At 69.0% G+C, this 13,111-nt stretch carries 10 protein-coding genes; 7 read left to right on the forward strand and 3 right to left on the reverse strand.

Translation table 11 applies throughout. From position 1 onward, the window contains the following. The first annotated feature begins 27 nt into the window (after positions 1–27). A complete protein-coding gene (locus AKG07_RS02080) occupies positions 28–879 on the forward strand; it encodes a DUF2993 domain-containing protein (RefSeq protein ID WP_053095742.1) in 852 nt (283 codons plus the stop codon). Positions 880–886: 7 nt separating this feature from the next. Here AKG07_RS02080 and AKG07_RS02085 read toward each other — a convergent pair whose 3' ends face one another. After that, positions 887–1,942 carry a YihY/virulence factor BrkB family protein gene (locus AKG07_RS02085; RefSeq protein WP_053095743.1) on the reverse strand — a complete coding sequence of 352 codons (1,056 nt, stop codon included), beginning with the start codon at positions 1,940–1,942 and terminating at the stop codon, positions 887–889. A 150-nt stretch (positions 1,943–2,092) separates the two neighbouring features. Here AKG07_RS02085 and lysA point away from each other — a divergent pair, with 150 nt between their 5' ends. From lysA to prfA, 5 genes are all read left to right on the forward strand, one after another. Beyond that, complete coding sequence (lysA, locus tag AKG07_RS02090) at positions 2,093–3,502, forward strand: diaminopimelate decarboxylase (protein ID WP_053095744.1); 1,410 nt, start codon at positions 2,093–2,095, stop codon at positions 3,500–3,502. Between the two features lie 66 nt (positions 3,503–3,568). Further along, a complete protein-coding gene (locus AKG07_RS02095; RefSeq protein ID WP_053095745.1) occupies positions 3,569–4,876 on the forward strand; it encodes a homoserine dehydrogenase in 1,308 nt (435 codons plus the stop codon). A gap of 2 nt (positions 4,877–4,878) precedes the next feature. Continuing rightward, positions 4,879–5,808 (forward strand): homoserine kinase, encoded by a 930-nt coding sequence (thrB, locus tag AKG07_RS02100; RefSeq protein ID WP_053095746.1) that lies wholly within the window; start codon positions 4,879–4,881, stop codon positions 5,806–5,808. 198 nt (positions 5,809–6,006) lie between these two features. After that, positions 6,007–7,989: a transcription termination factor Rho gene (gene rho / locus AKG07_RS02105; RefSeq protein ID WP_053095747.1), complete on the forward strand. Its 1,983-nt coding sequence runs from the start codon at positions 6,007–6,009 to the stop codon at positions 7,987–7,989. Positions 7,990–8,000: 11 nt separating this feature from the next. Continuing rightward, the gene (prfA, locus tag AKG07_RS02110; RefSeq protein WP_053095748.1) at positions 8,001–9,080 is read left to right on the forward strand and encodes a peptide chain release factor 1; all 1,080 of its coding nucleotides are present in this window, start codon (positions 8,001–8,003) and stop codon (positions 9,078–9,080) included. 27 nt (positions 9,081–9,107) lie between these two features. On the opposite strand, the gene AKG07_RS02115 is transcribed toward prfA, so the two are convergent. Together AKG07_RS02115 and AKG07_RS02120 are read right to left on the reverse strand one after the other, a co-directional pair. After that, positions 9,108–9,761 carry a response regulator gene (locus AKG07_RS02115; protein ID WP_053095749.1) on the reverse strand — a complete coding sequence of 218 codons (654 nt, stop codon included), beginning with the start codon at positions 9,759–9,761 and terminating at the stop codon, positions 9,108–9,110. Next, positions 9,758–11,407 (reverse strand): sensor histidine kinase, encoded by a 1,650-nt coding sequence (locus AKG07_RS02120; RefSeq protein WP_308418035.1) that lies wholly within the window; start codon positions 11,405–11,407, stop codon positions 9,758–9,760. The genes AKG07_RS02115 and AKG07_RS02120 overlap by 4 nt, the downstream gene beginning before the upstream one ends. Before the next feature lie 157 nt (positions 11,408–11,564). On the opposite strand from AKG07_RS02120, the gene AKG07_RS02125 reads away from it, so the two are divergent. Further along, complete coding sequence (locus AKG07_RS02125; protein WP_053095750.1) at positions 11,565–13,109, forward strand: CitMHS family transporter; 1,545 nt, start codon at positions 11,565–11,567, stop codon at positions 13,107–13,109. Positions 13,110–13,111: the final 2 nt, after the last annotated feature.

A 13,111-nucleotide genomic window follows, 5' to 3' on the forward strand; every position in this document is an offset into this window, starting at 1 on the left:
GTCCGTGCCGTAGGGCAGGATGGCAGCATGAGCGACGACAATCACACCCTTCCTTACCCGTCCGCGGATTCCGAGCATCCGACGCTCGTGATCCCGGGTGGGAAGGACGGCGGGGATGCCGGTGCCATACCGCCGAAGCGCGCGCGCAAGCGCTGGCCCTGGGTGCTGCTGATCGTCGTGGTCGTTCTCGCTGTTCTCGCCGTCGCTGCGGAGCTCATCGCGCGCGCTGTCCTGCCCGGCATCGTGCGGGGCATGGTGATCGAGCAGCTCGACCTGCCGGCCGACCAGAAGCTCGCCGTCGAAGCCGACGGCATCCTGATCCCGCAGCTGATCGGCGGAACGCTGGACACCCTGCATCTCTCGACCGACTCGGTCACGCTGGAGGGGGTCACGGGCGCCGTCGACGTCACCGCCACGGGCGTGCCGCTGCGCGGCGGTGACCTCGCATCCGCATCCGGCACGATCCGCATCGACGAGTCCCAGTTCACGTCCCTGCTCTCGAACACCGAGCTGCCGATCGACACGGTCACGCTCGAATCGCCGAACGCGACGGTCGCGGGTTCGGTGAGCGTTCTCGGCCTCGCCATCCCGGTATCGCTCACGGTGACCCCGGGGGTGGCCGAGGGAGATCTCGAGCTCACTCCTGTCGGCCTCACCGTCGGCGGACTCGAGGTCGACGCGGATCAGGTCGGCTCGAGTCTCGGTGCTCTGGGGGAGCAGCTCACCCAGACGCAGCGCATCTGCATCGCCGACCAGCTTCCCGCCGGCATCACCCTCACGGGCCTCAAGATCGACGGATCGGAGGCTGTGATCGACGTCGACGTCGACGGTGCGATCGCGACCGATCAGACCCTGCTCGGAAAGGGCACCTGCCCCTGAGACGGGCTCAGTCCTCGTCGGTTCCGAGACGGGCCTCGCGCTCGGCCTTCTGCGCCTCCCGAAGCTCGGACGTCGCCAGCGCGACCTCCGCTTCGGCGCGCTGCACGCGTCGCTGGGGGAAGGTCGTCGCGCCGAACCGCGCGTGCACCCGGTCCTTGCGTTCCTCCTCCGACGTGACGATGTAGGCGCACGCGATCAGGATGACCTGGGTCGACAGATTGAGCCAGATGAGCAGCGCCAGCAGGGTGGCGAAGGAGGCGAGGAGAGGGTTGCTCGTCGCGCCGCCGATGAACAGGCCGGACAGCTCCTGCAGCACGAGCAGCCCGACTCCGCCTATGAGGGACCCGATCCAGAGCGAGCGGGCTGCGGGGCGCAGCCCGGAGAGCAGGCGGAACACCCCGGCGATGAGCACCGTGTCGAGTGCCAGCACGACGACCAGGGAGACGATCCGGATGCTCCAGGATGCCGCGGGCGAATCCTCGGGAATGCCGAGCAGACCGCTGATCCAGGTGATCCCGAGCCGACCGGCGAATGTGACGGCCGCTGCGGCGACGAACAGCACGGCGACGCCGGCCGCGAGCAGCAGGTTGCGGAGCATGACCCAGATGAACAGCACGTCGGCATGCGCGGTTCCAGCGAGGACGCGCACCGCGGTGCGCAGCGATCCGACGGCGCCGAGCGCCGAGCCGATCAGCGCGACCGTCGAGATGGCGCCCGCGACGGAGAGCGATATCGGCTCCTTGAGATCGTCGGGATTGACGACGCCGTCTTCGCCGATGAGACCGGGCACCACGGACTGCACGGCGGAGATGATCGCGTTCCAGGCGTCGGGATTGCCGGCGAGCCAGAGAGCGGCGATCGAGAACCCCAGGAGCACGGCGGCGAAGACGCTGAACAGAGCGCGGTATGTCACGCTGTCGGCGAGCATCGGGCCCCGCCGCTCGGAGTAGAGCAGGAACGCGCGGACCGGGCGCCGTGTCAGAGCCCAGCGGATCGCCGACGCGCTGACGCGCGCGATCAGGCCGGGGCGTCGGGCATCGGGTGCTGCGGATTCGGTGCTCATCTCCACCACCTTAGGAGTCGGTGGGATGTGTCCGCAGGGGGTTGACGCCGGGCGTCACCATGACTGATGCGGCATGCACGGTGCCCTAGAATCGGGGGCAACCTCGCAGTGCGCGCATCCGCCCGAGACCCGTCCCACGATTGGTGTTCCTTGCTTTCCCCTGCCGACTCGCTCGCCCCGGAATGGCTCGTCGTGCCCGACGACGCGAATGATCTTCCCACCGCCGTGTGGCCGGCGTCCGCCGTCCGCGGTGACGACGGAGCGCTGCGGCTCGCGGGGATCTCCGCCACCGATCTCGCGGAGTCGTACGGCACGCCGCTGCTCGTGATCGACGAGGACGAGGTGCGATCTCGGGCCCGCGCCTTCCGCTCGTCCTTCGACGCGGCCGCCGCCGCCCACGGCACGACCGCGCGGGTGTATTACGCCGGCAAGGCGCTGCTGACCACGACGATCGCGCGCTGGGTGACCGAAGAGGGACTCAACGTCGACGTGTGCACCGGTGGTGAACTCGAGGTCGCACTCGCGGCCGGCGTCTCTCCGTCGTCGCTGGGGTTCCACGGGAACAACAAGTCGGTCGCCGAGCTCGAGCGCGCGGTCGAGGTGGGCATCGGCACGATCATCGTCGACAGCGCGATCGAGATCGAGCGTCTCGCGGCCATCACCGCCAGGACCGGCGCTGTGCAGCGGGTGCTGGTGCGGGTCATCAGCGGCGTGCACGCCGAGACGCACGACTTCCTCGCGACGGCCCACGAAGACCAGAAGTTCGGCTTCCCGCTGCCCGAGGCCGAGCAGGCCGTCGCCCGCATCAGGGAGATCCCGGGAATCGAGTTCGCCGGCCTTCACTGCCACATCGGATCGCAGATCTTCGGCGTCGCGGGCTTCCGCGAGTCGGCGTCGCGCGTGCTCGAGCTCCATGCGACTCTCCTCGAGGGCGGACCGGTTCCGCAGCTCAACCTCGGCGGGGGGTTCGGAATCGCCTACACGAGCGTCGACGATCCGACGCCGATCGAGACCCTCGCGGGCGAGATCGTCGCCGCCGTCGCCGAAGGCTGCGCCGCGCGAGGCATCGCCGTGCCCGCGTTGTCGTTCGAGCCGGGCAGGGCCATCGTCGGCACTGCCGGAGTGACGCTCTACGAGGTCGGGACGACCAAGAACGTCGCGCTCGACTCGGGCGCGACCCGGCGCTACATCAGCGTCGACGGCGGAATGAGCGACAACGCCAGGACGGCGCTGTACGACGCGCAGTTCTCGGCTCGACTCGCCTCCCGGGTCGGCATCGGCTCGCCGCAGCTCAGCAGGGTCGTGGGCAAGCACTGCGAGTCCGGCGACATCGTCGTCGACCATGAGTACCTTCCGGCCGACGTCTCTCCCGGCGATCTGCTCGCGGTCCCCTCGACCGGTGCGTACTGTGCGCCGCTCGCGAGCAACTACAACCATGTCCCTCGCCCTCCGATCGTCGCTGTGAGCGACGGCCGATCGGCGGTCATCGTCCGCGGTGAGACGATCGCCGACGTGCTGTCTCGCGACGTCGGTGTCGCGGCCCCCGAGAGCCACGGGTGATCCGCGCGACGAACGACGCGGTCCCCGACGAAGCACGACTGAACCACCCTCCTAAGGAGAGATGCAATGACGACTGAGTATCGACGACTTCGGGTGGCGCTGCTCGGCGCCGGAGCGGTCGGCTCCCAGGTGGCCGCCCTGCTGCTGCGCCACGGCGATGAGCTCGCCGACCGGGCGGGTGCCACGCTGGAGCTGGCCGGCATCGCGGTGCGCAACCTCGATGCGCCGCGCGAGACCGATCTGCCGAAAGAGCTGTTCACGACCGATGCCGAATCGCTGATTCTCGGCTCCGACATCGTGATCGAGCTGATCGGCGGCATCGAGCCCGCCCGCACGAGCATCCTGCAGGCGATCGGCTCCGGTGCCGACGTCGTGACCGCCAACAAGGCGCTGCTGGCCACTCACGGCCCCGAGCTCTTCGAAGCGGCCGACCGCGTGGGCGCATCCGTCTACTATGAGGCCGCCGCCGCCGGTGCCATCCCGATCATCCGCCCGCTGCGCGACTCTCTCGCCGGTGACCGCGTGGTGCGCATCATGGGAATCGTGAACGGCACGACCAACTACATCCTCGACCGCATGGACACCGAGGGCGCCGACTTCGCCGATGTGCTCGCCGACGCGCAGCGTCTCGGATACGCCGAGGCCGACCCGACCGCCGACGTCGAGGGATACGACGCCGCGCAGAAGGCCGCGATCCTCGCGAGCCTCGCCTTCCACACGGCTGTTCCGCTCGACGCCGTGTACCGCGAGGGCATCACGACCATCACCGCGTCGATGATCGATGAGGCGCGCGCAGCCGGCTTCGTCATCAAGCTGCTCGCCGTGTGCGAGCGCATCGAGGCCAACGGCACCGAGTCGATCTCGGTGCGCGTCTACCCGGCCCTCGTGCCGACGTCGCACCCTCTCGCGTCGGTGCACGGCGCCAACAACGCCGTGTTCGTCGAGGCCGAGGCTGCGGGCTCGCTCATGTTCTACGGCGCAGGCGCCGGTGGCGTGCAGACCGCATCCGCCGTGCTCGGAGACGTCGTGTCGGCGGCTCGACGCCATATCGCCGGCGGCGTCGGCGTGGGGGAGTCCACCAGGGCCAACCTCCCGGTGGTGCCGATCGGTCATGTCACCACCCGCTACCAGATCACCCTCGAGGTCTCGGACGCCCCCGGTGTGCTCGCGACCGTCGCCGGCATCCTCAGCGACGGATCGGTCTCCGTCGCGACCGTGGTGCAGACGGTCGAAGGAGAGGACGAGCCCACCGCTCGTCTCGTCATCGGCACGCACCGGGCCACGGACGCCGCGCTCAGCGCCACGGTCGACGCACTCGCCGCCAGCTCTGTCGTCGAGCGGGTCGTCTCGGTGCTCCGCGTGGAAGGCGAGTGACGATGGCGGCAGGGCGCACGGTCGAGGTGACCGTGCCGGCGACCAGCGCCAACCTCGGTCCCGGATTCGACACGCTCGGACTCGCGCTCAGCGTCTACGACACGCTTCTCGTGACCGAGCTCGCCGCCGGCGAGCTCGAGATCGAGGTCTCGGGTTCCGGCGCGAGCGAGATCCCTCGTGACGACTCGAACCTGATCGTCCGCACGATCGCTCACGTGTACGCCGACGTCGATCGCGCCGTCCCGGGCCTGCGCATCGTCGCGGAGAACGGGGTGCCCCACGGGCGCGGACTCGGGTCCTCCGGCGCGGCGGTCGCGGCGGGGATCCTCGCGGCGAAGGGCCTGCTCGAGGGCGACGTCGACATCGACGACGCCGACATGCTGCGCCTCGCCACCGAGATCGAAGGGCACCCCGACAACGTGGCTCCCGCGCTGTTCGGCGGTCTGACGATCGCCTGGGTCGGCGAACGAGGTCCCCAGCACAAGAAGCTCCTCGTGCACCGCGGCGTCTCGCCGCTCGTGCTCGTTCCGTCGTACACGATGTCGACGTCGAAGGCGCGATCGCTGCAGCCGCCGCAGGTGTCGACGGCCGATGCGGTCTTCAACGTCTCGCGCTCGGCGCTGCTCATCGCCGCGCTGATGCAGAGCCCGGAGCTGCTGCTCGACGCGACCGCCGACCGACTGCATCAGGACTACCGCGCCGAGGCGATGCCCGAGACGCAGCGGCTCGTCCAGACGCTCCGTGCGGCAGGTTTCGCCGCCGTGGTGTCCGGCGCCGGACCCAGCGTGCTGGTTCTCGCAGACGGCCCCGGAAGTCGTCAGGACGCCGTGGAACTGGCGGAATCGACGACCGACACCCCGTGGGATGCGCTGCTGCTCGCGGTCGACGTGCGTGGTGGTACAGTGGGGAATCGAGCGGAGGGCTCCACGTAACTGCGTGAATCTGGCCCCATTGCAACTCTGCAAGACCCGCACGCAAAACCCCTGTCGCACTGCTCTCACCGAGAACCTCGTTCTTTCCGAGAACCCAGTGCAGAGGCTGGCTGACGCCGAGCGTCAGCCCGTGCGATCGCGCGCAGCACCCGTTGTGCGCGTGCCGCTCATGTCCCCGAGACCAAAGAGGGAGTACTCGTGGAGAATTTCTCCGAGACCCAGAACGACCAGGCGGCACCCGCCGCCGAGGCTGCGGCGAAGGCCGCGAGCTCCGACGCCGCGACGACCGCCGCGACCGAGGTCGCACCGGCCCGCAAGCGCGCTCCGCGCCGTGCGAGCACCGCGACCGCCGCCGCGAAGGCTGAGAAGGCCGAGAAGGCCGCAGCATCCACCGACAGCGCACCGGCCACCGAGGCTCCCGCAGCCGAGGCACCCGCCGCCGACGCGGCACCCAAGGCGAAGGCCCCTCGCCGCAGCCGTGCGAAGAAGGCTGACGCAGAGAACGCTGAGTCTCCTGCGACGACCGCCGAGGCTCCTGCAGCCTCCGCGCCAGCACCCGCCGAATCCACCGAGGCTCCCGCAGCGAAGACCGCAGAGTCCAACGGCTCCGCGGACGCCGGTTCCGCAGAGGCGGGTTCTGCCGACGAGCCGAAGAAGACCACCGGTCGCGGACGCCGCACGGCGAAGAAGCCTGCTGCCGAGGCCGAGACTCCCGCAGCCGAGAAGCCCGCTGACGCCGCACCGGCCGAGGCAGCACCCGCGGCGGACTCCTCCTCTGATTCCGGCGACGGCGAGGAGCAGGGCGGTCGCAACCGCAACCGCAACCGCAGCCGTAACCGCGGACGCGGCCAGAACGGCAACGGCCAGGGCGGCGAGCAGCAGCCCCAGCAGCAGCAGCAGCCGCAGACGGCACCCGCCGAAGACGAGGGCGGCAACGGCCGCAATCGTCAGCGCAACAAGCGCCGCGGCGGCGCGCCGACGGACGAGTTCGACACCGAGATCGGCGAGGACGACGTCCTCGTCCCGATCGCCGGAATCCTCGACGTGCTCGACAACTACGCCTTCGTCCGCACGACCGGATACCTCGCCGGCCCCAGCGACGTCTACGTGTCGCTCGGACAGGTCAAGAAGTACAACCTCCGCAAGGGCGACGCGATCGTCGGCTCGATCAAGCAGCCCCGCGAGGGCGAGCAGCAGGGCCGCCAGAAGTACAACGCGCTGGTGAAGGTCGACTCGATCAACGGCCTGTCGATCGACGACGCCGCGACCCGTGTGGAGTTCGGCAAGCTCACGCCGCTCTACCCGCAGGAGCGTCTGCGCCTCGAGACGGCGCCCGAGAAGCTCACGCAGCGCATCATCGATCTCGTGGCCCCGATCGGCAAGGGACAGCGCGGCCTCATCGTCGCGCCGCCCAAGGCCGGCAAGACGATCGTCCTGCAGCAGATCGCCAACGCGATCGCGCAGAACAACCCCGAGGTCCACCTCATGGTCGTGCTCGTCGACGAGCGCCCCGAAGAGGTCACCGACATGGAGCGCACGGTGAAGGGCGAGGTCATCGCCTCGACCTTCGACCGTCCGGCAGAAGACCACACCACGGTCGCCGAGCTCGCCATCGAGCGCGCCAAGCGTCTCGTCGAGCTGGGCCGCGACGTCGTCGTGCTGCTCGACTCGATCACCCGCCTCGGCCGTGCGTACAACCTCGCTGCTCCGGCATCCGGACGGGTGCTCTCGGGTGGCGTCGACGCCTCGGCGCTGTACCCGCCCAAGCGCTTCTTCGGTGCTGCGCGCAACATCGAGAACGGCGGATCCCTGACGATCCTCGCCACGGCGCTGGTCGAGACCGGCTCCAAGATGGACGAGGTGATCTTCGAGGAGTTCAAGGGCACCGGCAACAGCGAACTGCGCCTGTCGCGCCAGCTCGCAGACAAGCGCATCTTCCCGGCCGTCGACGTCAACGCGTCGAGCACCCGCCGCGAAGAGATGCTGCTGTCGACCGACGAGGTCAAGATCACCTGGAAGCTGCGTCGCGCCCTTGCGGGCCTCGACCAGCAGCAGGCGCTCGAGGTCGTCCTGGGCAAGCTCAGGGAGACCCACTCGAACGTCGAGTTCCTCGTGCAGATGCAGAAGTCGATTCCGACGCTCCCCTCGGGTGCGCACGGACACGACAACAACATCCGCTGAGCGGAGCCGGGGTGTTCGAGTCCGTCCAGACTCTGATCGACGAGCATCGCCGGGTGCAGGAGGAACTCTCCGACCCGGCGGTGCACGCCGATGCTGCTCGGGCGAAGCGCGTCAACCGTCGCTACGCCGAGCTGTCGCGGATCGTCGCCGCCTATGAGGCGTGGGCGGCGGCATCCGATGACCTCGACGCCGCGAGGGAGCTCGCCCGCGAGGACGAGGCGTTCGCCGCTGAGATCCCGACCCTCGAAGAGGGGGTGCAGTCATCGCAGGAGAAGCTGCGCCGACTGCTCATCCCACGCGATCCCGATGACGCGCGCGACGTCATCATGGAGATCAAGGCGGGGGAGGGCGGCGCCGAGTCGGCGCTGTTCGCCGCGGATCTGCTGCGCATGTACATCCAGTACGCAGCCTCCAAGGGCTGGAAGACCGAGCTCCTCGAGCGCAACGAATCCGATCTCGGCGGCTACAAGGACGTTCAGGTCGCGATCAAGGGATCGTCCACGGACCCCGCCCAGGGCGTCTGGGCGCACCTGAAATACGAAGGCGGCGTGCACCGCGTGCAGCGCGTGCCCGCGACCGAGTCGCAGGGGCGGATCCACACCTCGACCACCGGAGTGCTGGTGTTCCCCGAGGTCGACGAGCCCGACGAGATCGCGATCAATCAGAACGACCTGAAGATCGATGTCTTCCGGTCCTCGGGCCCGGGCGGACAGTCCGTCAACACGACCGACTCGGCGGTGCGCATCACACACGTGCCCAGTGGAATCGTCGTGTCGATGCAGAACGAGAAGTCGCAGCTGCAGAACCGTGAGGCCGCGATGCGCGTGCTCCGGGCGCGACTGCTGGCGAAGCAGCAGGAGGAGCTGGATGCCGCGGCATCCGATGCACGCAAGTCGCAGATCCGCGGCATGGATCGGTCCGAGCGCATCCGCACCTACAACTTCCCCGAGAATCGCATCGCCGACCACCGCACGGGATTCAAGGCCTACAACCTCGATCAGGTGATGGACGGCGCTCTCGAGCCGATCATCGAGAGTGCGATCCAGGCCGACGAAGAGGCTCGACTCGCCGCGGTGGGCTCCGACTCCTGAGCTGACGCCGCTGAGCTGCGGCGCGGGTCAGGAGCGGGCCGCGTACCGGTGCTCCGGCCGTCCGGTCGCCCCGTACCGCAGGCGGACCTCCACGACCGTCCGAGCAGCGAGAGCCGCGAGGTGGCGCTGCGCGGTGGCACGCGAGATCCCGACGCGCTCTCCGACTTCTGCCGCCGACGCCTCGCCGTCGCCGAGAGCGGTGAGCACCAGCTGCTCGGTCGCGGATCGCGAGACAGACACAGGTTCCCCGGATCCGTGGAGGATCGCCAGGGCGCGATCGGTGTCCTCCTGGCGAAGGGGACGATCTCCGGCGAGCAGGTTGCGGTACCGCGCGTAGCGCTCGAGCAGGCCGACCAGCGCCCGACGATCGAACGGCTTCAGCAGGTACCCGACGGCGCCCGATCTGAGCGCGCGTCGAATCGTCGGCGCGTCGTCGGCGGCCGAGATGAGGATCGCGTCCACGCCGCTCTCACGCACGAGGGCGATGCCGTCTCCGTCCGGGAGAAAGACATCCGCCAGGAGGAGGTCAGGGCGTGATGAGCGGATGCCGTCCCGTGCCTCGGCGAGGGTGCGGACGGGCTCCAGTGCCGAGAATCCGGGCTGGTCGTCGATGATGCTCCGGTGCAGTCGTCCGACGCGGAAGTCGTCGTCGAGGATCAGCACCCGCAGGGGATCGTTCATCGGTTCTCCTCAGTCGTCGATGTGTCGGTGACGGTGCCACCGAGTCGAGCGGCGAACACGGCACCGTGCTCCTCGCCTCCTGCGTCGATGATCCAGAGATCGCCGCCGCGGCGGCGCGCGATGTCTCGAGCCAACGGGATGCCGAGCCCGCGGCCGTGCACGCGGTCTGTGTCGTCGTCGCGCGGCTGACTCGGAGCCATCGGGTCGATCCCCGCGAGTCCCGGTCCCGAGTCTGCGACCGTGACGACGAGCGCGTCGCCGTCTCCGAGCACCGCGACCTCGACCCAGCGGGGAGTCCGCGCTCCGGCGACGGCGGCGGTCACCGCGTTGTCGACGAGGTTGCCCACGACGGCGGCGACGTCCTCCGGTTCTGCCACACTGCCGATCAGCTGGCTCTCGTCCGCGACGCGCAGGGAGACGCCGCGTTCACCGGCCTCGATCCCCTTGGCGCCCAGGAAAGAGTGCAGGAACGGGTCGCTGAGCAGGTCGAGCCCGGCGACGGGGAATGCGACCGAGCCGCGCTCGACGAGCTCATCGAGGAATCCCCGAGCATCGTCGATCCTGGCTGCGTCGATGAGCCCCGCGACCACGTGCATCCGATTCGCGAACTCGTGACGCTGCACGCGCAGAGCGGCGGTCACGGCTTGCACGGTCTCCAGTCGCTCCGTCAGAGCTATGAGGTCCGTGCGGTCACGGATGATCAGCACATGTCCGAGCGGCCTGCCGTCGCGGATCACCGGACGGGAATCGAGGTAGAGCACGCGGTGGTCCACGACGGTGCTCGACGTCGTGGGCGCTCCCGTCGCGGTCTCGACGACAGCGCTCGGCAGCGAGAGCTCCGCCAGCGGTCGTCCCACAGCGGCGGCGAGACCGAGCATCCGATCGGCCGCATCATTGCTCACCCGCACGATCCCTGCCGTGTCGACGGCCAGGACGCCGTCATCCACGCCATTCAGCACTGCTGTCTGGTTCTGCACGAGCGCCACGAGCTCCTCGGGCTGCACGCCGAGCGTCAGGCGCTCCCAGCGACGGCGCAGCAGCAGAAACGCGAGGAGAGCCAGCGCCAGGGCACCGGCGGCGGTAATGCCGATCACCGCGAGCAGCGGAGGCAGGTCATCGAAGACGCCTGTGCGCTCGAATCCGACGCTGACCTCGCCGACGGGGATCCCCGCATCGTCGAGCACGGGGACCTTGGCGCGAGCCGACTCGCCGAGGGTTCCGGTCTGCCAGTCGACCACCTCGTTCCCGGCGAGCACCTCCTCGAAGGGTGTGCTCACCATCTGGCCGATGCGTGAACTGGTGGGATGGGCGAGGCGGATGCCGTCCTCATCGGCGATGACGACGAACAGTGCACCGGTGCGGTCAGAGACGTCCGCTGCAAGGCGCGCGAGCTCGCCCTTCCTGAGCTCGTCCGGGTCCGGCGCCTCTTCGGCGGCCGAGATCCGTGCGACCTCGTCGCGGACCTGCGGGTCCTCGGCGAGGGTCCGGGCGATGCCGAGGGCGGTGGACTCGGCTTCGGTGCGAAGCTGCTGCACGGCGAGTAGGAGGTACACGCCGGTGCACATCACGACGACAAGGGCGACCGTGGCGAGATGCAGCAGCAGCGTGCGGGTCGCGAACCGAGGTCGCGTCGTCGTCGTCGACACCGTGGTCCTTCCCTCTCTGCTCCCGCGCAATATGCGCAGAAACCACGCTACGCGCACAACATCCGAGAATGCGGCATACCGCGCTCTGCGGGGAGGGATTGCCTAGTCTCGTCAGGATCCGTCGCAGTCGACGGAGCTTCGACGAAGGAGTCACAGCATGCTCGATGCACTCACCGGCCTGTCCACGGCCGCAGAAGAGGCGCCGACCTACGACCTCGCGTTCGTGCCGCCCGAATGGGTTCTGGTCCTCCTGGGATTCACCATGGTGCTGGCCTTCATGACGCTGATCATGACGAAGCGACTGACGCCCATGGTGGCGCTGATCCTCGTGCCGACCGTGTTCGGGCTGTTCGCCGGTGCGGGGCTCGGCATGGGCGACATGATCCTCGATTCGATCGCCACGATGGCCCCGACCGCAGCGCTGCTGATGTTCGCGATCATGTTCTTCGGCATCATGATCGACGTCGGCCTGTTCGATCCGCTGATCCGGGTGATCACACGTGTTCTCGGTGATGACCCGGCGAAGGTCGTGCTGGGAACCGCGATCCTCGCGGGAGCCGTCTCGCTCGACGGCGACGGCTCGACGACGTTCATCATCACGACGTCGGCGATGCTGCCGATCTACCTCCGTCTCGGCATGAGTCCGGTCGTCCTCACGTGCGTCGCCGGCTTGATGAACGGCACTCTGAACATCGTTCCCTGGGGCGGGCCGACGGTGCGCGCGGCGACCGCTCTGGGACTGCAGCCGACGGACATCTTCGTCCCCATGCTGCCGGCTCTCGGCGTCGGCATCGTCGTGACGCTGGGCTTCGCCTGGATGCTCGGGCTGGGGGAGCGCCGCCGACTCGGGCGCCTCGACTCCGAAGGGCTGCTCACGGGTTCCGACGGCGGTGCTCTTTCTACAGTGCCGAAGATCTTCCGCGGTGCCGGACCGAAGCCCGGCGCCCGTGCAGCGCTCCGCACCGGCAACATCGTCGTCGTCGCCGGTGGGCGAGGGCCCGTCGCCGCGGCCAGCGTCGACCCGGCCGACACCGCCATGGCGGACACCATGCTCGACCCCGCGCGCCCGACGCTGAGGCCGCGACTGATCTGGTTCAACCTCGCGCTCACCGTCGCCGTCATGGTGCTGCTCGTTCTCGACATCATGCCGCTCCCGTACGTGTTCATGGTCGGTGCCGCCGTCGCGCTGCTGGTCAACTTCCGAGGGATCAAGGAACAGGCGTCCGAGATCGTGGCCCATGCGCCCAGCATCGTCGGTGTCGTCTCGATGGTGATCGCGGCCGGAGTCCTGGTCGGCGTCCTGACCGGCACCGGGATGGTCGATGCGATGGCGACCTGGATCACCGACGTGCTTCCGCCTGCGCTCGGCCCCTTCCTCGCACCCATCACCGGTGTTCTGTCGATCCCGTTCACGTTCTTCATGTCGAACGACGCCTTCTACTTCGGCATCCTGCCGGTGCTGTCGCAGAGCGCGGCGACGTTCGGCATCGGCCCCGTCGAGATGGCGAGGGCATCGATCATCGGTCAGCCGGTCCACCTGCAGAGCCCGCTCGTGCCGGCGATCCTGCTGCTCGTCTCGCTCGCCAGCGTCAACCTGGGCGATCACCACAGGAAGGTGCTGTGGCGCGCGGTGATCGTGTCGCTCGTGATGCTCGCCGTCGGCATCCTGTCGGGCGCGATCCCCTTCTTCGTCGCCCAGTGAGA

The organism is Microbacterium sp. CGR1 (assembly GCF_001266755.1).
Taxonomy (GTDB): domain Bacteria; phylum Actinomycetota; class Actinomycetes; order Actinomycetales; family Microbacteriaceae; genus Microbacterium.